The organism is Streptomyces albidus (ex Kaewkla and Franco 2022) (assembly GCF_013870515.1).
Classification (GTDB): Bacteria; Actinomycetota; Actinomycetes; order Streptomycetales; family Streptomycetaceae; genus Streptomyces; species Streptomyces albidus.
This window is the reverse complement of record NZ_JACBXA010000002.1, coordinates 32,877-54,646: the sequence shown is the minus strand read 5'-3', so window position 1 is coordinate 54,646 and position 21,770 is coordinate 32,877. Positions and strand designations below refer to the sequence as shown.

Annotated in this window: 19 protein-coding genes; 14 read left to right on the top strand and 5 right to left on the bottom strand. The window is 67.8% G+C overall.

What is annotated here, in order from left to right:
• Positions 1 to 169: 169 nt before the first annotated feature.
• The 6 genes from H5J26_RS00765 to H5J26_RS00740 all read left to right on the top strand — a co-directional run bounded on the left by H5J26_RS00765 (position 170) and on the right by H5J26_RS00740 (position 6,746).
• Positions 170 to 1,126 (top strand): ATP-binding cassette domain-containing protein, encoded by a 957-nt coding sequence (locus H5J26_RS00765; RefSeq protein WP_181763654.1) that lies wholly within the window; start codon positions 170 to 172, stop codon positions 1,124 to 1,126.
• Complete coding sequence (locus H5J26_RS00760) at positions 1,123 to 1,947, top strand: ABC transporter permease (protein WP_181763653.1); 825 nt, start codon at positions 1,123 to 1,125, stop codon at positions 1,945 to 1,947. Before H5J26_RS00765 ends, H5J26_RS00760 begins: the two co-directional genes overlap by 4 nt.
• The gene (locus H5J26_RS00755; RefSeq protein ID WP_181763652.1) at positions 1,947 to 3,173 is read left to right on the top strand and encodes a sensor histidine kinase; all 1,227 of its coding nucleotides are present in this window, start codon (positions 1,947 to 1,949) and stop codon (positions 3,171 to 3,173) included. The genes H5J26_RS00760 and H5J26_RS00755 overlap by 1 nt, the downstream gene beginning before the upstream one ends.
• The gene (locus H5J26_RS00750) at positions 3,170 to 3,832 is read left to right on the top strand and encodes a response regulator (protein WP_181763651.1); all 663 of its coding nucleotides are present in this window, start codon (positions 3,170 to 3,172) and stop codon (positions 3,830 to 3,832) included. The genes H5J26_RS00755 and H5J26_RS00750 overlap by 4 nt, the downstream gene beginning before the upstream one ends.
• Positions 3,833 to 3,961: 129 nt before the next feature.
• Positions 3,962 to 5,467 carry an alpha/beta hydrolase family protein gene (locus H5J26_RS00745; protein ID WP_210770861.1) on the top strand — a complete coding sequence of 502 codons (1,506 nt, stop codon included), beginning with the start codon at positions 3,962 to 3,964 and terminating at the stop codon, positions 5,465 to 5,467.
• Between the two features lie 427 nt (positions 5,468 to 5,894).
• Positions 5,895 to 6,746, top strand: coding sequence for a phosphotransferase enzyme family protein (locus tag H5J26_RS00740; RefSeq protein ID WP_181763650.1), 852 nt, complete (start codon positions 5,895 to 5,897; stop codon positions 6,744 to 6,746).
• A gap of 131 nt (positions 6,747 to 6,877) precedes the next feature.
• Here the strand turns inward: H5J26_RS00740 and H5J26_RS00735 are convergent, their stop codons facing one another.
• Complete coding sequence (locus H5J26_RS00735) at positions 6,878 to 7,528, bottom strand: DUF305 domain-containing protein (RefSeq protein ID WP_181763649.1); 651 nt, start codon at positions 7,526 to 7,528, stop codon at positions 6,878 to 6,880.
• 214 nt (positions 7,529 to 7,742) lie between these two features.
• Between H5J26_RS00735 and H5J26_RS00730 the strand changes: the two genes are divergently transcribed.
• Both H5J26_RS00730 and H5J26_RS00725 read left to right on the top strand, forming a co-directional pair.
• Positions 7,743 to 9,224, top strand: coding sequence for an LVIVD repeat-containing protein (locus tag H5J26_RS00730; protein ID WP_181763648.1), 1,482 nt, complete (start codon positions 7,743 to 7,745; stop codon positions 9,222 to 9,224).
• Positions 9,225 to 9,711: 487 nt separating this feature from the next.
• The gene (locus tag H5J26_RS00725) at positions 9,712 to 10,032 is read left to right on the top strand and encodes a GYD domain-containing protein (protein WP_181763647.1); all 321 of its coding nucleotides are present in this window, start codon (positions 9,712 to 9,714) and stop codon (positions 10,030 to 10,032) included.
• A 145-nt stretch (positions 10,033 to 10,177) separates the two neighbouring features.
• On the opposite strand, the gene H5J26_RS00720 is transcribed toward H5J26_RS00725, so the two are convergent.
• Positions 10,178 to 11,482, bottom strand: coding sequence for a phospholipase D-like domain-containing protein (locus H5J26_RS00720; RefSeq protein ID WP_181763646.1), 1,305 nt, complete (start codon positions 11,480 to 11,482; stop codon positions 10,178 to 10,180).
• Positions 11,483 to 11,965: 483 nt separating this feature from the next.
• Between H5J26_RS00720 and H5J26_RS00715 the strand changes: the two genes are divergently transcribed.
• The 3 genes from H5J26_RS00715 to H5J26_RS00705 all read left to right on the top strand — a co-directional run bounded on the left by H5J26_RS00715 (position 11,966) and on the right by H5J26_RS00705 (position 15,505).
• Positions 11,966 to 12,643 (top strand): DUF429 domain-containing protein, encoded by a 678-nt coding sequence (locus tag H5J26_RS00715; RefSeq protein ID WP_181763645.1) that lies wholly within the window; start codon positions 11,966 to 11,968, stop codon positions 12,641 to 12,643.
• A gap of 550 nt (positions 12,644 to 13,193) precedes the next feature.
• On the top strand, positions 13,194 to 13,640 hold the full coding sequence (locus H5J26_RS00710; protein WP_181763644.1) for a hypothetical protein: 447 nt from the start codon (positions 13,194 to 13,196) through the stop codon (positions 13,638 to 13,640).
• A 263-nt stretch (positions 13,641 to 13,903) separates the two neighbouring features.
• Positions 13,904 to 15,505 carry an ABC transporter substrate-binding protein gene (locus H5J26_RS00705; protein ID WP_181763643.1) on the top strand — a complete coding sequence of 534 codons (1,602 nt, stop codon included), beginning with the start codon at positions 13,904 to 13,906 and terminating at the stop codon, positions 15,503 to 15,505.
• A 150-nt stretch (positions 15,506 to 15,655) separates the two neighbouring features.
• On the opposite strand, the gene H5J26_RS00700 is transcribed toward H5J26_RS00705, so the two are convergent.
• Positions 15,656 to 16,435 carry an alpha/beta fold hydrolase gene (locus tag H5J26_RS00700; RefSeq protein WP_181763642.1) on the bottom strand — a complete coding sequence of 260 codons (780 nt, stop codon included), beginning with the start codon at positions 16,433 to 16,435 and terminating at the stop codon, positions 15,656 to 15,658.
• A gap of 228 nt (positions 16,436 to 16,663) precedes the next feature.
• Here H5J26_RS00700 and H5J26_RS00695 point away from each other — a divergent pair, with 228 nt between their 5' ends.
• Both H5J26_RS00695 and H5J26_RS00690 read left to right on the top strand, forming a co-directional pair.
• Positions 16,664 to 17,044, top strand: a complete 381-nt coding sequence (locus H5J26_RS00695) for a VOC family protein (protein WP_181763641.1) — start codon at positions 16,664 to 16,666, stop codon at positions 17,042 to 17,044.
• Positions 17,045 to 17,190: 146 nt separating this feature from the next.
• A complete protein-coding gene (locus H5J26_RS00690; protein ID WP_181763640.1) occupies positions 17,191 to 17,985 on the top strand; it encodes an arylamine N-acetyltransferase family protein in 795 nt (264 codons plus the stop codon).
• Positions 17,986 to 18,065: 80 nt separating this feature from the next.
• Here the strand turns inward: H5J26_RS00690 and H5J26_RS32155 are convergent, their stop codons facing one another.
• Entirely contained in the window at positions 18,066 to 19,190 is a 1,125-nt protein-coding gene (locus tag H5J26_RS32155) for a cobalamin-independent methionine synthase II family protein (RefSeq protein WP_210770860.1), read from the bottom strand.
• Between the two features lie 161 nt (positions 19,191 to 19,351).
• Here H5J26_RS32155 and H5J26_RS00680 point away from each other — a divergent pair, with 161 nt between their 5' ends.
• Positions 19,352 to 20,221 carry an alpha/beta fold hydrolase gene (locus tag H5J26_RS00680; protein ID WP_309237729.1) on the top strand — a complete coding sequence of 290 codons (870 nt, stop codon included), beginning with the start codon at positions 19,352 to 19,354 and terminating at the stop codon, positions 20,219 to 20,221.
• A 215-nt stretch (positions 20,222 to 20,436) separates the two neighbouring features.
• On the opposite strand, the gene H5J26_RS00675 is transcribed toward H5J26_RS00680, so the two are convergent.
• Entirely contained in the window at positions 20,437 to 21,345 is a 909-nt protein-coding gene (locus tag H5J26_RS00675; protein ID WP_181763638.1) for a cellulose binding domain-containing protein, read from the bottom strand.
• Positions 21,346 to 21,770: the final 425 nt, after the last annotated feature.

Genomic DNA, 21,770 nt, shown 5'->3' with positions numbered 1-21,770 from the left:
ATGCCGCTGTCGCCACACTCCGGCCGCGGTGCGCCTCAAGGCGTAGCGGGGATCCACCTGTGGATGCAGTTCATCGGCGGGGAGTCCAACCTGTGGGCTCACGCGCCCGGCGGGCGGCGAAATCTAGCTTGGGAGTCATCCAGCTACCGCCCCCGACGAGGACGTTTCGATGATCGAAGCTCACGCGCTCACCAAGCGCTATGGAGACAAGACCGCCGTCGCCGATCTCAGCTTCACCGTAAGGCCCGGCGCCGTCACCGGCTTCCTCGGGCCGAACGGCGCCGGGAAGTCCACCACGATGCGGATGATCCTGGGCCTGGACGCCCCGACCGCAGGTCACGTCACGGTCAACGGAAAGCACTACGCCGCGCACCGCGCACCGCTGCACGAGGTCGGCGCGATGCTGGAGGCACGCTCGGTCCACACCGGCCGTTCCGCGTTCCATCATCTGCTCTCCCTGGCGGCGACCACGGGCATACCCCGTAGCCGGGTGGAGGAGGTGATCGACATCGTCGGCCTGCGGGAGGTGGCCGCCAGACGCGCCGGCGGCTTCTCGCTGGGCATGGGCCAGCGGCTCGGCATCGCGAGCGCCCTGCTCGGCGACCCGGCCACCCTCGTCCTCGACGAGCCGGTGAACGGCCTTGATCCCGAAGGCATCCTCTGGATCCGCAACCTCCTCAAGCAGCTCGCGGCCGAAGGCCGCACCGTGCTGGTCTCCTCGCACCTGATGAGCGAGATGGCGCTGACCGCCGAGCACCTCATCGTGGTCGGGCGCGGGCGGCTGATCGCGGACACCTCGGTCGAGGAGTTCACGCGGAACGCGGCGCACAGTTCGGTGCACGTACGCACCGACGAGACGGATCGGCTGCGCACCTTGCTGGCAGGTCCGGAGGTGACCGTCGCGTCGTACGCCCGCGGAGCACTGGAGGTGACCGGTCTGAGCGGCGAGCGGATCGGCCGGATCGCCGCCGACAACGGGATCGCACTCTCCGAACTGACCCCGCGGCAGGCCTCGTTGGAGGAGGCGTTCATGGAACTCACCCGCGACGCCGTCGAGTACGCGACTGCCCGGCCGGTCACGGCTGGGGCGACACGCCGGACCGGCGCCGAAGCAGGTGCGGCATGAGCACGAGCACCGGTGCGTTCCCCCGCCCCCGGCCGGCCCACGGCCATGTCACCCAGGCACGGATTCTGATCTCCGAATGGGTCAAACTCCGCACCGTGCGCTCCACGTTCTTCACGCTCGTCGCCGCGACGATCGCGATGATCGGGCTGGGACCTCTCTTCGCGAACGTCACCGCCGGCCGCTGGCCGGACCTGACCGCGGCGGAGCGGGCAGCGTACGAACCGGCCGCACTGAGCCTGATCGGCTACTACCTCGCCCAACTCGCAGTCGGCGTACTGGGTGTTCTCGTGATCACGGCCGAGTACTCGACCGGCATGATCCGTGCCACGCTCACCTCGGTACCGCGCCGTCTGCCGGTCCTGTGGGCCAAGGCCGCCGTGTACGGAACGGTGGTCTTCGTCCTGATGACCGCCGCTTCCCTGGCGGCCTTCCTGGTCAGCCAGGACCTGCTGAAACCCACGGGCATCGGGGTCTCACTGGGCGATCCCGGTGTCGCCCGTGTCGTCCTCGGCAACGGTCTTTATCTGACGATGCTGGGGCTGCTGAGCGTCGGCATCGGCGCGCTGATCCGCAACACAGCGGGCGGCACGACCACCGTCTTCGGATTGCTGCTGGTGGTGCCGGAAGTCGTCAAGACGCTCCCGGCCTCCTGGGCCGACAGCATCGGCAAGTACCTGCCGAACAACGCCGGACGCGCTGTCGCCACCCTTGATCCGGGCCCGGCGTCGCCGGCCCCGTGGGCCGGCTTCGCGGTCCTGTGCCTGTACGCGGCCGTGGCGCTCGCCGCTGCCGCCGTGGTGCTGAAACGGCGGGACGCGTAATGACGGCCTCGGCACCGCACCTACTGTCGCGGGGCACCCTGACCAGGTGTCTCCATCTGCTGCGGGCGCGTGCCCGGCTGTCGCCGACGGCGGTGGACGCGCTGCTGGTTGCCCTGCTCTTCGTCCCGACCGCCGTCGTCATCCGCGACGACCTGAGGGACCAACCGTGCATCCTGGCCCTCCTGGCGGGGCTGCTGGTGCCCCTGGTGTGGCGGCGACGGGCACCGCTGGCCGTGTTCGGTGCGGTGGCCGCCACGGCGTTCGTCCAGTGGCTCACCGACGTTCAACTCTCCGCTGATGTCGGGCTGTTGATCGCCCTCTACTCGGTGGCCGCGTACTGCGACCGGCGCCGCACGTTGCTGGCCGGTGCCGTCCTCGAAGTGGGCATCGTGCTGAACTCCCTGAGTTGGGCGCCCGAGGACGGAGTCGTCGGCGACATCATCAGCCTCACCGCCATGGCCGTCGCCGCCGCCGTCATCGGTACGAACGTCCGGACCAGGCGTGCCTACCTCGCGTCCGTGGAGGACCGAGCCGTACGTCTGGAGCGTGAACGCGACCAGCGGGCCCAACTCGCTGTGGCGGACGAACGGGCCCGTATCGCCCGCGAGATGCACGACATCGTCAGCCACAACCTGTCCGTGATGGTCGCACTTGCCGACGGCGCGGTCTTCGCCCAGTTCCGCTCCCCCGACACGACGACCGCCGCCATGCGGCAGATCTCCCGTACGGGACGGCAAGCCCTCACCGACATGCGGCGGTTCCTCGGAGTCCTGCGGGCGGACGAACCGGACTCACTGCGCCATCCGATGCCCGGCATCGCGCAGTTGGAGTCTCTCGCCGACCAGGTGCGGGCCGCCGGACTGCCGACCCGTCTCGATCAGACGGGTGATCCGTCTCCCGTCTCCGCCGCCGCGCAACTGACCGTCTACCGCCTGGTGCAGGAGGCGTTGACCAACACCCTCAAGCACACCCCGGTAGGCACCCGCGCCGAAGTCCGGGTGCGGTGCTCCGCCGAGGCCGTCGCCGTCGATGTCACAGACGACGGCGCGGGCACCGACCGCAACGCGGAGGCAGACGGCTCACCGTCCGGGCACGGCATCCCGGGTATGCGGGAGCGCGCGGCCGCGTACGGGGCGACGTTGGAGGCGGGCCCTCTCCCGCACGGCAGTGGTTGGCGGGTGTCGGCCCGCCTCGGTCTCGGCACGGCGGGAGCCGGTGCCGCGTGACGATCCGCATCCTGCTCGCCGATGACGAACCGCTGCTGCGCCTGGCCTTCACCATGGTGCTGGAGGCCCAGCCGGACATGGAACCGGTCGGCGAGGCCGGTGACGGCGCCGAAGCCGTACGCCTGGTACGGCAGTTGAACCCCGATGTCGTGCTGATGGACGTGCGCATGCCCGGCACCGACGGAATCGAGGCGACAGCACGCATCACCCGGGACTGCCCAGAGACCCGGGTGCTCATCCTCACCACCTTCGACCTCGACGAACACGCCTTCGCGGGACTCAAGTCCGGGGCGTCGGGCTTCCTCTTGAAGAACGCACTGCCCGAGGAACTGCTCGCCGCGATCCGCAGCGTCGCCGCGGGGGACGCGGTGGTCTCCCCGCGGATCACCCGCCGTCTGCTGGAGACCTTCGCCCACCAACTGCCCGCCGACCGCGGCACGGTGGAGGACGACCGGCTGGAGAGGCTCACGACACGCGAGCGCGAAGTGCTCATCGAGGTAGCGAGCGGCTTGTCGAACGCCGAGATCGCCGCCGCGCTCCACCTGGCCGAGGCCACCGTCAAGACCCATCTCAACCGGATCCTGGCGAAGTTGGAGCTGCGCGACCGGGTGCAGGCCGTGGTCCTCGCCTACGAGACGCGGCTCGTCCGCCCCGGATGACAGCGGACGGACCGCCGCGCGGTGTCAGCACCTTCCGTCAGCCCACCACCCATGGGTCGCCCAGCCACTGGGCTTCCACCAAAAGACCCTTACCGGGCGGCCCTTGAGGCCGTGCACTCTGGAGCCGTCATGCCAGCATCGAGCAGCAGTACTCAGCCGATCTCCCTTGCCACCGCCTCTGTGAACGAGACGATCGGCGGAATCGGCATGACCCCGATCGAAGCAGTCCTTGTCGTGAGCGCACTCGCGCTGGTGTCGGCCCGCTGGCTGCCACCGCGATTCCGGCGCCGGGTCGCGATCGGTGCTACAGCAGTGTCGTTGGTGTCCGCGGCGGTGCTCGCGGTGGCCGGTCTTCGCTGGCAGATGGTCCCGGTGCTGGTGGCGGTCGTGGTGGTGCTGCCGTTCACGGCCCGGACCATGTCGGGGAAGCCCGGCGGTCGGCGCATGCGCTGGTGGCTGGCCGGACCAGGTTCCGCGGCCGGCGTCCTGGCGATCGTCGCCGGTGTGGGCACGGCGATCACCTTCCCCGCCCCGGACTTCCCCACGCCGACCGGAAAGCACGCGGTCGGCACCACCGTCATCGAGTGGACCGACCCCGACCGGCCCGAGAAGTGGACGTCCGATCCCGATGATGGGCGTGAGCTGCAGGCCCAGATCTGGTACCCGGCCCAGGCAAGCCCGGACAAGGTGGAGCGGGCGCCCTACCTGGGCCGCTCGGAGGCCGAGGTGAACGCCGTCGCCGAGGGCTTCGGAGACTTTCTCGGGATCCCCCGATTCGTTCTCGACGGCCAGGCGAAGGCCCGCACCAACTCGGTGCCCGACGCGCCGGTCGCCTCCGGCAAGGAACAGTTCCCGGTGGTGCTGTTCTCCCCGGGTGGAGGCATGGGGCGCACCACGAACACCGCCTGGGCCGAGGAACTGGCCAGCAAAGGCTACGTGGTCGCCGCGCTCGACCACCCCTACGTCTCGGCAGCGGTCAGGTTCGCCGACGGCCGGACGGTTCGCTGGGCGGAGCAGAAATTCAGCTCCGATGCCGAAGCCCGACAGTTGAGCGAGAAGTTGGCAGCGGTGAAGGCCCGCGATCTCAGCTCGGCCCTCACCCACCTCGGCCGCCTCGACAGCGGCCAAGTGAAGAGCGTCCTCACCGGCCGGCTGGACACCGACCGCGCCGCGGCCGTCGGCATGTCGGCCGGCGTAGGCGGCGCCTTCCAAGCCGCCCGCACCGATGAACGCTTCTCCGCGGTGATCGCCCTCGACGGCCGTCCGTACGACGCCCATCCCGGGCCATACGACCAGCCGGCGCTGGCGATGACCAGCCAGATCGGGCTGGAGGACAACCCCACCTATCTCCCCGAGCTGGGACAAGGGCTCGAGCGCAGCACGACGACCGCCTACATGCTCACCATCCCCGGCACCACCCACCCGACCTTCACCGACGCGCCCCTGTGGATGCCGCCGGTGCCGTCGCTGGTCGGCACCCGCGGACGCACCGAACCCAACCGCATCATCACCGAGCTGACCATCGGCTTCCTCGACGCCGAGCTTCGCAACCAACCGACGGACCTCCCCCGCCTCTTCTCCAGGCACGGCTTCTCCAAGCATCGCGAGCTGACCGTCTACGACGCCGACGAATAGCCTTGGCACGACGGGAGCGAGCCGGCCCCGTCGTTGCCGCATCCTCGTTGTCTCGCACGCTGTCCTCGGGGCGCTCGTGCCAACTGGCCGGTGGGTCTTGTTCGATGACTACCGGTCGGCCAGTGCGATCGCGACGATCGAGCCGGCCGTCGAAACGCCGTCGCCACTGGCGAGACCGACGCCCTGCAACGTCCGGCGCGGTCGACCAGTAGCGCCTCCTGGCTCACCCCTGGAGGGGTGGCAGACCGCGTTCCGAGGTCTACACGATCCGGCTGCTGGACGTCCTGGAGGACAGCGGGCCGCATGTCCGCAGCCACGACGGACGCCGCCTCCTGACGGCTTGACCAGTACCTTGAGCTGAATCACTTGCGTGGTTTGACGGTTGTCGGGCCGAACAGCCGAAGTAAACGGAAGGGGCCGGGCGAAGATGCACGCCTCAGAGGTTCAGCGTGCGGTGGCCGCCGCCATGTCGACCGCCTCATCACTCGGCCTGGCAGTCGACGACGCCACCGTTCTTCATGACTCGAACAAGCTCACTCTGCGTCTGCTGCCTTGTGACGTCCTGGCCCGGGTGGCACCTGTAGCGCATCAGGTCGCACAGTTCGAGATCGATCTCGCTCAACGGCTCGCCGAATCCGGGTGCCCTGTGGCTGCTCTCGAACCTCGAGTGGAGCCGCGCGTCCACGAGAGCGACGGCTTCGAGGTCACGCTGTGGACCTACTACCAACCCGTGACACCGCGAGAGGTCTCACCTGCCGACTACGCCAGCGCGCTCGAGCGGCTTCATGCCGGCATGCGCAGGCTTGATGTCCCGACGCCGCGATTCACGGATCGAGTCGAGCAGGCTCAGCAACTCGTGGCGAACCGCGACCGCACTCCGGCGCTCGCCGGCGCGGACCGGGAGTTGCTCGGCGACACGCTACGAAGCCTGAGACGAGTGATCGGCGAGCACGACGGAGCCGAGCAGCTGCTGCACGGCGAGCCTCACCCGGGCAACGTGCTCGCCACGAAGAACGGGCTGTTGTTCATCGACCTTGAGACGTGTTGCCGTGGGCCCGTCGAATTCGACCTCGCCCATGTGCCCGAAGAAGTCAGCGGGCACTGTCCGGGCGTGAATCAGGACCTGCTGCGCGAGTGCCGGGTCCTCGTGCTGGCGATGATCACGACGTGGCGCTGGGATCGAGGCGACCAACTCCCGAACGGGCGCCGGCTGGGCACGGAGTGGCTCAGCCAGATCCGGGCGGCCCTCGATCGCAACGGCCCGGGTACCCAGGGCTGAACGCGGACTTCGAGTCGGGTGTGGTGGCCGCTAGGTGCCCGTCCCGTCGCCGCGCTCCTCACGGCAGGCGACGGCGCGGCGGGTGTTGCGTGGCGACGGTGACCGCCGGTCCGGTTGGCTCGCCCCCTTCGCTACGACATCCCCCGCATGCGATGGATCTCGCTCGTCTGCTGCGCGATCACGTCGTTCGCCATGTCCCCGACGAAGGCGTTGCGGCCCTCCATGGAGACCTCCGTGGCCATGGTGACCGCGCCTTGGTGATGGGTGATCATCAACTTCAGGAAGAGCCGGTCGAAGTCCTCGCCCTCGGCGTCACGCAGCTCATCGAGTTGCCGTTCGGTCGCCATGCCGGGCATCGACCCGTGGTCGTGCGCGCTGCCGTGCTCGTGCCCACCGTGAGAGCCGGACTTGTGATCGCCGCCCTGCTTCTTCAACCAGGCGCGCATGGCTTTGATTTCGGGCCCTTGCGCCGCATCGATGCGGCCGGCCATCCGCTTCACCTTGGCGGAGTCCCCCTGCTTCGACGCGAGTGAGGTCATCACCAGCGCCTGCCCGTGATGCTTGATCATGCTCTGGACGTAGCCGAAGTCCGCCGAGTTGGGGCTGTCGTCCCCCACGGACTTGCGGGCCTCCTCAGCCGACAGCTTCTTGGCCGCTTCCCCGGGCTTGCCCGGAGCCACCACCGAGGCTCTGTCGGAGTCCGACTGAGCAGCCGGCTCCGAGGTGCAGCCTGCCAGGGCGAGGACCGCCGCGGCCGCGATCACGGTCCTGGTCGCGGCCATGAGGGCGGGTGTAAGCGGTGTTGTACTGCGGTCGAGCACGAGACCTCCTGGGCCCTGGAACCGACAAGAACCTGTCCTGGCACGCGCTGACACAGCCGACCCTGTCAGCGTGACTCCCCATCACAACGTCATTTCATCTTCTGCTGCGCCCATAGTGTGGTCATACTTGGCGCGATCCAACCGTTCACCCCGAAACTGAACAGAGGAGTAGGTCGTGGCGTCATTTCATAAGATCCGCAAGCGACGTAGACGTCTCGTCGTCGCAGCGGCCGCTGCCGGGCTGATCGCTTCGCTCCTCGCGGCCGGGCCCGCAGCTGCGATACCCGAACCCGGGGGTTCATCAGCCGAATCCGGGGTGAGCAAGAGCGATGAGGCCGAGGCCAAGGCGGCCATCAAGAACGGCGACATACCTGGCGTGGACGAAGAAGCCCACAGCGCCAACGTGAAGAAGCTGGCCAGTGTCCCCAAGGACGCGCTGAAGGGCTTCAACTCGGACCTCGCCTTCCAAGGCAAGTACGCCTTCGCCGGCAACTACGACGGTTTCCGGATCTTCGACGTCAGCGACCCGACGGACCCGAAGACGGTGAGTCAGGTGCTCTGCCCCGGCTCGCAGAACGACATATCCGTCTCCGGCGACCTGCTCTTCCTGTCCACCGACTCCTCGCGCAGCGACAACTCCTGCAACAGCACGACCCGGCCCGCGAGCGAGAAGTCGTCGTGGGAGGGCATGAAGATCTTCGACATCAGCGACAAGAGGAACCCGAAGTACGTCTCTGCCGTCGAGACCGCCTGCGGCTCTCACACGCACACCCTCGTGCCGGAGAAGCGCAACGTCTACGTCTACGTGTCGTCCTACTCGCCGAGTGAGGCCTTCCCGGACTGCCAGCCGCCACACGACGGGATCTCGGTCATCAAGGTGCCGCGTTCGGCGCCTGAGGCCGCCGCGGTCGTGGACTTCCCGGTGCTCTTCCCGGACGGTGGGAACCCAGGTGCGCCGACCAACCCCGGCGTGTCCACGACCTCGGGCTGCCACGACATCACCGCATACCCGAAGTTGAAGCTGGCCGCGGGCGCCTGCATGGGTGACGGCCTCCTGATGGACATCTCGAACCCGGTGAAGCCACGGGTGATCGACCGGGTGCAGGACAACGTCAACTTCGCCTTCTGGCACTCCGCGACGTTCAACCAGCGAGGCAACAAGGTCGTGTTCACGGACGAGTTGGGCGGCGGCGGTGCGCCGACGTGCAACGAGGCGACCGGCCCGAACCACGGCGCGGACGGGATCTACCAGATCGTCGGAAAGGGCGACAAGAGGCAGCTCGCGTTCCGCAGTTACTTCAAGATCCCGCGGCACCAGGCCGAGACGGAGAACTGCGTCGCCCACAACGGTTCGCTCATCCCCGTCCGGGGCCGCGACATCATGGTCCAGGCGTGGTACCAGGGGGGCGTCTCCATCTGGGACTTCACCGACTCCCGGAAGCCCAAGGAGATCGGCTACTTCGAGCGCGGCCCGCTCGCCACGGACACCCTCCAGGTCGGCGGGTCGTGGTCGGCGTATTACTACAACGGCCACATCTTCTCGAACGACATCGAGAAGGGCTTCGACGTACTGCGCATCGACGACCCCCGGACGAACGGAGCCAAGCGCGTGCGCCTGGACGAGCTCAACGTGCAGACGCAGCCCAGGTACCGATGAACCGGTCGCAGGATCCGCCAGGTTGACCGGCTCGACCCGGCCCTGTCGCCGGTGATCGGTCCCGCACGGCCGGACGCCGTCGTCCGGTCCGTCTGACCCCTGGCACTGACCCGCCGGGCGCTCGTCGCCCGGCGGGTCAGCGGCTTTCCACGCCACCTCCGGCGACGACGTCACGGGAGCCCGAGGTGAGCCGGGACGCGCAGGATGGCCCGGCACAGTCCATGCCCCGTTTGCCCCTCCGGGGGGCGCACCTGGACGACTCCCTCGCCGATGGGTCAAACCTGATGCTGCACCGGTGAGGATCGGCCTTGAGGTCACGGATACCCCGCGTCCTGGCAGCGCGCCGCAGCCCATCGACTCGATGGTGCGTCACGCCGGCCCCGCTCGGCGCGGTCAGGTGAATCCAGCCGCTCGATGGGCGGCGGCCGAGGTCAGAGCGGGAAGGCGCTTGTTCACACCGGTCGAGCGATGGGCAGGGAGCGTCCGCATGCCGAAGTTCCTCATTCAGTCCACCTACACAACCGAGGGCACGAAAGGACTGCTCAACGAAGGCGCGAGTGGCCGCCGCGCCGCCGTCGACCAGGTCGTCACCGGCCTCGGCGGCACGGTTGAGGGCATGTACTTCGCTTTCGGTGAGGACGATCTCGTGCTCATCGTCGACGTCCCCGACCCGGCGTCCATGGCGGCCATCAGCCTCACCGCCAAAGCCAGCGGTGCCGTCCACACCCGGGCCACGCCACTCCTCACTCTGGAGGAGATCGACGAGGCCGCCCACCGGCAGGTCCCCTACCGCGCCCCCGGCGCCTGAGCGGGCTCCCGGACTGCACGAGCCCGGACCGCTCCGGCGACCGGGCCCGCTCCTGGCGGACGGGCGATCTTGGTCTTGACCCGTCCACCAGGAGCTTCCTCACGTCCGGACGCCTGCTCACTGTCACTGTCCGGACCGAGAACGCCTACTCCCGGGCCTGCCTGGGATCGATCGGAATCTCTCGCGCCGTGTTCTCGGCGCGCTGTTCGGCAGTCAACTGCCGGCCCGCGGTCCCGCAGCAGCGGTCGTACTGGTTCTGCCAGTCCCCCATGAACGTGTCGTAGCTGGCCCCGCCGACCAGCTTCAGGTCCGACTCGTCGTTGTGCCAGACGCCGTTGCTCGTCCAGTTCGACGAACCGACGAACACGACCCTGGAGTTGGCGGCACCGGCGTAATTGCCGCTGACCATCATGTACTTGTCGTGCGTGTAGTGCTTGGCGTAGCCGTTCTCGTCGGTGTAGCGGGTGGTGTCGTGCACGTTGATGTTCGGACGGTTCTTCAGGTAGTTCTGCACGCTGTCATCGACCATTCCAGCGGTGATCAAGATGTGGATCTTGACGCCGGTTCCTGCCAGGCTCACCAGCTTCTTCGGCAGCTCGAGATAGTTCCGTTCGCCCGGCTTTCCGTGAGAAGTCCACTGGAACATGGCGATGTTGATCGTGGCCGGTGCCTTGATGTTGCTCAGGAAGTCGACCCAGGTGTCGCTCTTGGTGCGCGCCTTGGGCCACTGGTAGGAGGGCGGGGACAGTTTCCTGGCGGCCGTGGCGCTGGTGGAGTTGTAGTAGTCCTTCGCCAGCGGGCCCGGGCCGTTGATCGCCCCCCTGGCCATGGCGGTGAAGTAGCTGACGTAGGAGTTGTACAGGGCGACGTTGCCCTTGACGGTGGCGCTGCTGTTCCACGCGGTACTGGCCTGGGCGGAGGTGGGGTTGGCGCTGCTGACGGTCACCGTCCTGTTCGCATCTTGCCCGCCGCTGAGCATGTAGTACTTCGCGTGCAGGGAGGAGCCGGCGTAGTGGGTCAGGCAGCCGCCCGGGCACATCGCGGCGAAGCTGGAGGCTCGCGGGTCGTTGCCCAACTCGGTGACCATCGACTGCCAGATCGAGTTGTCGCTGTGTGCGTCCATCAGCGCCTTGACGATGACGCCGCGCTGGTGCGCGGCGATCAGGGCGTTGGCGAACTCCGGCCCCGGATGTGCGCTGCTGATCGAGTACATGGCGACGCGGATGGTCTGCCCGCAGCTGGCGCTGTTGATCGACTCGATGATCGGGCCCATGACCTTCATCTGGGCGGCGGGGTCCTCCGGGTCGTTGAAGCGCGGACCCGGGCTGGAGGTGAACGTCCGATACTCGCAACTGAGCGGCGGCTTGGCCTTCTTGACCGCGGCGTGCGCCGGTGTCAGCGACAGCACGGTGACGACCAGCGCGGTGATCAGCGTGAACGTTCGCTTCATGGGCGGCCTTTCGCTGGGCTGTTGATGGTGAAGAGTCGGGTCGCCGCAAGAGACCCACTGGGCTGTGGGAGCCGACGCCAGGAAGGTGCCGATTTGAAACAGAACGACAAGGAAGCTCCCACAACATCGAGTTAGTTGACTCATGTACCGACTTGCGACATGTGGGAGCTTCGAATGGTTGCAGGGTGATCCGAACCGTGACATTGCACTTGCACCCGCAATATGCGGAAGGCGGCCGGTATTGGTACTGCCATGGGGATGGGCCTGGGGAGCGGGGTTGCGGTGCCCGTCCTGGCGCTCCGCGTCATCAGCGGGCGGTCCCAGTGGCCAACGCGGCTCCGGCGACCGGCCCTCCCGTGGTTCACAACGAGCGGGCGACGGACCGGGGTTCAGGCCATCACCCTCCTTGGGGCTCAGTGGGTCACAACAGCTACGCACTTAGCCGCGTTGGCCGAGAGGTCCCATGACCCCGATACTGGCCGAATGGTGATTCTTGGGGTGGATGCATACAAGAAGGGGTGGGTCGCCGTCGAACTCACCGATGGCGCCTATTCCGGCGCGCGGTTCAGTGACGACCTACGCACACTGCTCGGTGGGGCCCCGAAGGCCGAAGTTGTCGCAGTGGACATGCCTCTCGGGCTTCTGGAAGAGGGATGGCGGCAGGCAGACACGGCGGCGAAGGCCGTCCTCGGGCCCCGCGCGAACTCGGTATTCCGGGTCCCGCCGCGAGGAGTGTGGCAGCAGAAGGACTACACGGCCGCCAGCCTGCTGTGCCAGAGGCTCACAGGTAGCGGGTTGAGTCAGCAGACTTGGGGACTCGCCGCCAAGCTCAAGGCAGCCAACGAATGCTTGAAGGACGTTGAGGGCCGCCTGTTCGAGGTCCATCCTGAGGTGTCCTTCTGGGCGCTGAACGGCAGTGCACCGCTCCCCCACACGAAGAAGACCTGGGCGGGTCAGATGCAACGACGCTCCCTGCTCCGCAAAGGCGGCGTCGTCCTCCCCGACGACCTGGGCGCGACGGGACAAGTACCACCCGACGACATCCTTGATGCGGCGGCAGCGGCGTGGAGCGCGCATCGCATCGCTCAGGGGCTGGCGATCAGTTTGCCCGGCACCCCGCAACTCGACCGCCACAAGCAGCCGATCGCGATCTGGTACTGACATCGCCCTTCATCAGAAGGATTGCAGCACTCCTTCATCCGCTGTTCGGCCGTTCCCTCCTGAGCTGTTGACGCCCCTTACTGACGCCCACGACCCAGGACCATGGCGGCCCTGGGCCGTCATCAACAGCGGGCAGGCGCCTGCCGCCGCGCCGCCTGAGGCCCCTGGGGTTCGGACGACCGGAGCCACCCGGCCGCGTTCCTTTCTGCGCTCCGAAACCGAGAAATCCGTCACACCGTTCGCTGTGAAACCGTTGTGGGACTCTCGTAACCATCTCCAGGGGTCTGCAACCGCGCAACGCGGTCACGGCGTAGTTCGCACAGTGCGTGGAACAAGGCACAGCCGGAGCCGGGATCATGCGTAGGAGGAGGCGATGGGCCTGCTGAAGCAGAGAGGCCGACTCATCGCATTCGCCATGCCTTAGCCCTGCCGCGCCAGGAATTCGCACCCCAGAGATCGGAGCGTCATGAGTCACGTCCAGGAACGTGGCCCCACCAGCCATCGACAGGGCGGACCTCGCGATGAGTCGCCCTCAAAATGGACAGCCTTCGTGGTCCACACGATCGCCGATATCGCGGCCGCCTTCGTGGGTCTGTGGATCATTCTTCACCTGACCGGCGCCGACCGAACCGCCTTGTTCGTCCAGTACGTGCAAGACATGGCGCACTGGCTCGCGGGCTGGTCACAGAACATCTCCACAGTGGAGAACGAACACCTGCGCCTCGTCCTCAACTACGGCCTGCCTGCTCTCGTCTACCTCCTCATCGGGCACGGCATCGCCGCGAAGATAAGACCCGATCGCGCAGCCGGGGACCAAGAGCGAAGCAGCTATGGAGAACTCGGCAACCCGAATGACTCCGTCCCGCATGGCGCCGACGGAAACAGGGAAGTGCCGGCCGCGGTGACGACACTGAAGCTCCGCAGACAGTCGAAGAGACTCCCTGAAGAGTCAACTCGCCTGCCCCGCGTCGGAGTTGACGGTGAGGTTCATCACTGAGCAAGGTATCGACAACGCCCAGCCCATGTGGTGAAAGTCGAGTCAGACAGGTGATCAGATCCACGAACCTGGTTCACGCATTGGTTCGTTGGCGGTGCGATCGTTCCTGCGTCTGTATTTTGAATTCCGGTGGTCCTTAAATCTGGATCGGGTGGCCATTCCTCGGCCACTTGTTCAGGATGTGCCACCGCAGAAGTATCGACGACCTTCCGCGCCATTGCCTGCACGACGACCTCTGGCCGTTTGAAGGAGAGCGCCGCCCCATGAACCGCAGGAGTCTGACGTCCCCCGCCCTGGCAGGGCTGCTTGCCTCCGCACTCGTTGCATGCAGCGGCGCCGTGGACGGGAAGGAGGACGCGAAGAAGCCCATCGTGGTCGGTACGACCGAGCGCGTCGCGGTCACCGAGGACACTCCCGCACCCTTCGATCCGGCCGGCTCCTACGACGTCAGCTCCTGGAACATCATGCGCAACACGTTCCAGACGCTGCTGCGGCCGCCCCGCTCGGGCACCGAACCGGTACGGGACGCGGCCGAGAAGTGCGGCTTCACCGACAAGCGCAACGATCAGTACAGCTGCACTCTGCGGGACGGGCTGGCCTTCTCCAACGGGAACGAACTGACGGCCGAGGATGTCGAGTTCTCCGTCGAGCGCCTGCTCCGCATCAACCACCAGGGCGGTCCGGCCTCGCTGCTCAGCAACGTCGACAAGGTCGAAGCAGAACAGGGCAACGAGGTCGTCTTCCACCTGAGGAAGCCGGACGCCACCTTCCCGTTCAAGCTCGCCACCCCCGCAGCCTCGATCGTCGACAGCGAGACCTATCCCTCCGACCGCCTCGCCAAGGGCTTCAAGGGGACCGGCTCCGGGCCGTACGTACTCGACGACTTCCGCCCCAAGGCGCGCAAGGTGCTCCTCGACAGGAACCCGGACTACCGGGGCGGCCCCAGGGCGAAGCACGACAAGATCGAGCTGCGGTTCTTCACCTCTCCGGACGCCGTCCAGAAGGCGCTCGACTCCGGTGACATCGACCTGATGAGTCGCGGCATCTCGTCCCGCTACACCGAACGCCTGGAGTCGGACCCGGACGATCACATCGAACTCGTCGAGCAGCCCGGACAAGCAGTACGCCACCTCGTATTCGACACCAAGGACAAGACGGTGGGACGGCGCGCAGTCCGGCAGGCGTTCGCCCAGGTCGTCGACCGCAAGCAGTTGGTCGGTGAGGTGTACCCGCGTACCGCGGAGCCGCTGTACACCGCTGTCCCCAGCGGCTTGACGGGGCACACGAACTCCTTTTTCAACAAGTACGGCGAGCCGAGCGCCAAGGCCGCGAAGCGCACCCTGCATGACGCCAAGGTGAAGGCCCCGGTGAAGATCACCCTTCACCACCCTCAGTCCGGCCGAGGCAGCTCGTCCGCCAAGGAGTTCGCACTGCTGGAGAAGCAGCTGAACGACACCGGGCTCTTCGACGCGACCGTCAAGACCGAGTCCCCGACTTCCTACAGCTCGGCGGCCTCGAAGGGGAAGTACCAGGTCTACGCCTACGCCTGGCTCCCGGACTTCCCGGACGCGGAGAACTTCATCGCGCCCTTCCTCGGGAAGAACAACGTCCTCAACTCCCCGTTCACGAACAAGGAGATCAGCAAGGAGCTCATACCGCGGACCCGGACCGAGCCCAACCGTGCGGACACCACGAAGAGTTTCGCCCGCGCCCAGAACATCGTCGCCGGCGAGGTGCCGGTGCTGCCGCTGTGGCAGGGCAAGCAGTACGTCGCGGCGCACGACGACATCACAGGCGTGGCCTGGGCGCTCAACTCCTCGTCCCTGCTGCAGCTTTGGGAACTCGACCGCGGGGTGAGCAGCTGACGCATGCCGCACAGCCCACGTCGGGACGTACGCGACCGGGCCGACAGCTGACCATCGGAGTGGCTACGGCAGCCGAAGCATCCGCTGACAACCAGGAGCGCAGCGAGGTCAGTTGCGTGTGTTTCGAAGTCAGTCGCCCGGGCGTCGGGGTCAGCTCGAGCGCTCGACCCGCGCGAGCCACTCAGCGACGAGGGCGCGCAGGATCTCCGGCTGCTCGTGGGGCAGGGCGTGTCCCGCGTCGTCGATCACGGCGAGCGAAGCGTGCGGGTACTGGTCGACGAGGTCGGTGGCGGCGGCATGTCCGACCGCCGAGTCCAGCCGCCCCGCCACGACTGCTGTCGGGCCCGCGTAGGCCGGCCCGTGATCGGGGGTGAGCGCCCACCGTTCGCCGATTCGCTCGAGAGCTGCCTGGTCGACGAGCGCGGCGGCCGGGGCGACATGACGTTCGTACCGTTCGAGCATCTCCGGGGTCTGGATCACGAAGTAGCTGCGGAAGACGTCGTCTCCGACCTCACCCGATCCGGCGACGACGCGGTGCTCCGGGACGTCGCGCGCTCCTGGCAGCAACGGACAGACGAGCGCCAGACCAGCGACCTGCGCCGGGCGCCGCGCTGCCATCGCCTGCGCGAAGTAGGCGCCCGCCGAGTGACCGACGAGGAGGTGCGCCGCGCCGCCAAGGACCTCGTCGACGAACTCGAGCAGTGTGTCGAGGACGTCGTCGGCGCTTCGCAGCGTCTCGGGAGCGATCGACCGGCCCATTCCAGGGAGGTCGGGATAGATCCGCCGCAGCCCCGCAACGCCCTCGAAGGCCGGCTCGAAGCAGGCCTCGGCCTCGCGGTGGTCGACGCCTGCGCCGTGGAGCACCAGCACGGGTCGACCGGCCCCGTGCTCCACGTAGTGGACCGTCGCCTGGCCCACGCGGATCTCCATCCCCGCATGCTAACCGCGCACGGGTCGCGACCACGCGGCCTCAAGCGGGGCAGCCGAGGTCGGCCGCTCTCGATCGGGGATCTGCTGAGCGCGCGTCTCCGTCGATGCTGATGCCGCGCCGCAGGGCGGGCCCTGCCGATATCGAACGTGACCCGGCATGGGCAGATTGGGCAGACTGAATCCCTGGCACTCGTGGGTCCCAGACCGAATCGATGTGCGGAGGAAGCCGTGGCTCCAGTGAAGTTCTGTCTCGTCGCCCTGGACTGTCCCGACCCGAAAGCCCTGGCCGACTTCTACGCAGCCGTCCTCGGCGGCGAACCCCGCAAGGGCGACGACGACTGGTACGACCTCTACGTGCCGGGAGGCCCCCGACTCGCCTTCCAGCGAGCCCCCGGTTATCAGCCGCCCAGCTGGCCCAGGGCCGACGGCAACTCCCAGCAGATGCATCTCGACTTCTATGTCGAGGACATGGAGGCCGGGCAGGAGCACGTCCTGAGCCTCGGAGCGACCGCGCTCGACCTCGACGACGCCGGTGGCACGAGGGAGTTCAGGGTCTTCGCCGACCCTGTCGGCCACCCGTTCTGCCTCTGCAGGGAGCAGGCCACGTAGGCCATGACGGGCGGCGGCGAGCAGGAGGCCGAAGCCTTCCCCGGCCGGGCTGTGGGGGCACCCCGGCCGGCGAGGGGCCCGTACGCCGCCGGACGTAGTCCGCACGCCGGATGCGCACCCGCCTTGGAGCTGGGATAACAGGAGTCATGAACGGCCTTCCGATCGACTCGTCCAGCACCCGCGCCTACCTGGCCCGCATCGGCGCGCGGCACCCCGGACGACAGGACGAGGAAGCGCTGCGCGACCTGCACCGGCGGCATCTGCTCACCGTTCCGTTCGAGAATCTGAGCGTGCACCTGGGCGAGGACATCGTGCTCGAGGCCGAGGCGCTCACGCACAAGATCGTCGAGGGTCGTCGCGGTGGCTTCTGCTACGAACTCAACGGCGCGTTCGCCGCGTTGCTCAGCACTCTGGGCTTTCCCGTGACGCTCCTGGCGGCGCGGGTCTTCGGCGACGACGGGCCCGGGCCGCTCTTCGACCACCTCGCACTGCGCGTGGAGACGCCCCGGCCCTGGCTTGTGGACGTCGGATTCGGCAGGCACAGCGAGTATCCGCTGCGCCTGGACTCCCGGGACGAACAGGCGGACCCCGGCGGCCTGTTCCGCATCGAGGAGACCCAGCAGGGCGACCTGGACGTCCACCGGGACGGAGTAGCGCAGTACCGGCTCGAGCAACGTCCGCGCACACTGGACGACTTCGAGCTCGGCTGCTGGTGGCATCGCACCTCGCCCAAGTCCCACTTCACACAGTCCCTGGTGTGCTCCTTGCTGACGGAGGACGGCCGGATCACGCTCAGCGGCCGCACCCTGACGGTCACCGGCCCGGACGGACGGCGCGAGGAGGAGCTCGCCGGGGATGCCGTACGGCCCGCCTACCGCGAGCACTTCGGCATCGAACTCGACCGCGTCCCCGTACTCAAGGAGCAGGGCACGGCCGTCTAGGCTGCGGCGTTTGGATCTTCGTGGATCGCGCGAAGATCCAAACGGCGTGCCCTCGGCCAGTGACGGGCAGCCCGCAAGCTTCAGAGACGCTCGGAGGCAAGACGGGCGCCGTCGGCCAGTGCGCGCAACTTGGCCCACACGACTGTGGGGTGAACCGTGGGCCGGGCGGCGAAGGTGGCGAAGCCGCAGTCGGAGCCGGCGAGAACGTTCTCGCGGCCCACCAGATTCGCGTAGCGAGCGATCCTCTGCCCCACGAGCTCCGGATGCTCGACGTAGTTGGTGGTCGAGTCGAGAACTCCGGGGATCAGCACCTTGTCCTGCGGCACTTCGACCTCCTCGAACACCGTCCACTCGTGTGCGTGGCGAGGATTCGCCGCCTCGAACGAGATCGCCGCCGGGCGCGCCCGCATGATGAGGTCGACGATGTCGGACAGCGGTACGTCGCGGGTGTGCGGGCCTTCGTAGTTGCCCCAGCACAGGTGAAGGCGCATGTCGTCGGAAGGCACGTCGCGTGTGGCGTGGTTGAGCGCCTCGATGTGCAGGCTGATTCGCCGGCGGAACTCCCCCAGGTCCTCCCCGAACCGGTGACGTGCGGCTGCCAAGTCCGGACAGTCGAGTTGGAGGACGAAGCCCCCGCGGTGAATCGCGTCGTATTCGGTCTTCATCGCCTCCGCGAGGGCCCAGATGTACTCCTCATGGCTGGGGTAATGCTGGTTCTCCAGGAAGATGGAGATCACTCCTGGCGATGCAGCCGTCATGAAGGCGTCTGCGCAGTCCGTGTCTGCGGTGGCCTCGCGGAGGTTCGCGATGTCCGAACGCACCGGATCCAGGTCCCCGTACGCGACGGGCCCGATGCACGCAGGCGTCGCCGCTGCCTGTGGTTGCGAAACGCTCCGCACGTACTCGGGAAACTCCTCGAGGTCGGGGGAAGGGGCGGGTGAACCGCCCTCGCCTCCGAAGCCTTCGAGCCGGTCCTTGACATAGGTCGAGTAGCCGATCTTGCTCGCCTCGCCGTCGTTGACCACGGCGATCCCGGCCTGCAACTGCTGCTTCACGATCGCAGCCGTAGCCGTTCTCGTCTGCTGTGCCAGCTCCTCCTCGACGTCCAGCCCTCTGTCCCGCTTCTCAAGAACACGCGTCAGCTCGGGGGGCCGGGGCAGGCTGCCGGTATGCGTGGTCAGGATGGTGTCCGTCGATCGCTTCACAGTTCCTCGCGGTGTGTGTCCAGAGCGATGGGAGCCCTCGTGTACCCCGCCGTCCACGGCTGCGAAACCGGGAAGCGGTACAGAGCGAAATGGTGCAGGCCGCGCCTGACGCGCATCCCTGTTGCGAGGCCGCTCCCCCGGCGACATCACTCATCCCGCGCGTGACCCGCATTCCCGCCCATGATCCGGCAAGCGATGGCCTGGAGGCCCCCCCCATGCCGACCCTGAACCGCGGTGCCGCCGTGATCCACTACACCGATACCGGTGCGCCCCCGGAGAATCCCGAGGCCCCGACGATCGTCTTCGGGCACGGCCTGTTGTTCAGCGGCTGGATGTTCGAGCCACAAGTGCGGGCGCTGGCACGGGAGTTCCGTTGCGTGACGGTGGACTGGCGCGGGCAGGGCGAGTCGAATGCGCCGGCAGGCGACTACGACATGGACACGCTGACCCTCGACGCCATCGCACTCGTCGAGCAGCTGGACGTGGGCGCCGTGCACTTTGCGGGGCTTTCGATGGGCGGCTTCATCGGCATGCGGATGGCAGCACGCCGGCCTGAACTCATCCGGTCTCTCACGTTGCTCGATACGAGCGCGGGCCCCGAGGACCCCGACAAGGTGTCGCGTTATCGCCTGCTCGCGCACGTCTATCGGCTGGTGGGCATCAAGCCGGTCAAGAAGCAGGTGCTGCCGATCATGTTCGCGCAGAGTTCCCTGGCCGACCCCACGTTCGCCGCGGTGATCGACGAGTGGTTGGCGCGCCTGGCCAAGGTCAAGAGGTCAGGAATGGCCAAGGCGGTCTTCGGTGTCGCCGACCGCGATCCGATCGACGGCGAGCTCGATGCCGTCACCGCGCCGACGCTCGTGATCGTGGGCGCTCAGGACGGCGCGACCCCGGTGCACAAGGCCGAGTTCATCGCCGAGCGGATCGACGACGCCCGTCTCGAAGTCGTCGAAGCCTGCGGACATTCGAGCAGCCTGGAGCAGCCGGATGAGGTCAACCGGCTGCTCGGGGACTTCGTTCGCGACCGCTGACGCCTCAGCGGGGTGCGGCGCACCGGCGGTCCGGGCGGGGATGCGTGACCGGAGCCCATGCGGAGGCCGCTGGGCCCGGGACGTACGGCAGCCGCGGGGCGTCACCGCCGTCCCGCGGCTGAATGGTGCGGTGTCGTCGACGCATTCGTCGCAACCCGACAGTGGGTGACGGCAAGTCCCCCGACGTCGTCCCGTCGTTGGCCGCGTGGCGCCCCTCAGAGGACTCGGCAGGTGAGCTGCGGAGTGCGGTCGCCGCTGCCGGTGGCTTCGAGTCCGAACGAGGCCTCGCCGGTCGTGGCGATCTCCGCGTTGGTGTCGACGTTGCCAGCCGTGACGGTGTTCCCCGACTGCCGTACGTCGGCGTTCCAGTACTTCACCACGTGCTGGTCACCCGGCCAGGTCCAGCTGACCTCCCAGCCGTTGATCCGCTTCCCCGAACTGTTGGTGATCCTCACCGTCACGCTGAAGTGCTCCCACTGGCTGTCGACCTGCCAACTGGGATCGCAGCCAGGGCTTCCCGCCTGGTCGCCGCCGACTGCGCCCCCTCCGGGCACGGGAGTCTCCGGCGGGGAGGGCGGAGCGCTCGTCGGCGCTTCGTGCTTGACCGCGTCCTTCTTCGCTTCGGCGGACTTGGACGGCTCGGGGTCCTTCTTGTCCTTCGTGGGACGGTCGGACGGTGACGCGTCGGTGCCGGTGGCGGGCGGAAGAGGCAGCTTCGCATCGGGAACGGGAGCGGCGGAATTCGCGTCCCGTGAGAAGGGCCATGTGCCGAACTGATGGAGCAGGACCCCGGTGAACAGGAGCATCGCGACCGCGGCACTCCCCAGCACGAGGCGCGCGGCGTGAAGGCGACGGTACTCGGCAGCACCGGCCAACCACCGCCGCAGCGGCGAGAACCGGGGCCCGGACTCGCCCGCGGCATCGGCCTCGGACTTGTCCGCCCCGGCGGTCGGACGGTCCAGAACCTCGCGCACCGACGCCGTCAGCACGGCCGGCGCCTCCACCATGTGCGCCGGAATGTCGGCGTACGGGCGCACGAGTGGCGGCTCAGGGGTCTCAGGTGACGTCGATCCCTCGTCGTTCCCGGAACTGTCGGCGGGGACTTCGGGCTCTTCAGTGCTCAATGGGGGGCTCCCTGCAATGACGCTCACAGAACACCGGCGAGGAACCTGCCGCGATGTCGCGAGGAGACTCCCATCGGATGGAGCAGGCTAATCGCAGTTCCCCCATCGCTGGCTAGTTACCGATCAGTGTCCACGCCACGAACTTCTACGCGGCCACGGACGACGCCGACCACCGCGAGGTCGCCGCCTCGTTGCAGAGCTGGCCGCAGGTCGCCTTCGGGACCCATGCGGTTTCCCGGAGCGTTTTCCCTCGTGAGTCCTCACGGCAGCCACACTCCGGGAGGCCCACGGCAAGTGCCGTGTGCGCGGGCGGGATTGAAGGCAGGCCGTGGCCTTCGTGTGCACCTTCCCACGCCGTGAGCGGAGGGGCGGGGGCCGCCAGACCTCCCACGGAACGGCGGCCCCCGGGAAGCACCGTTCCCTCC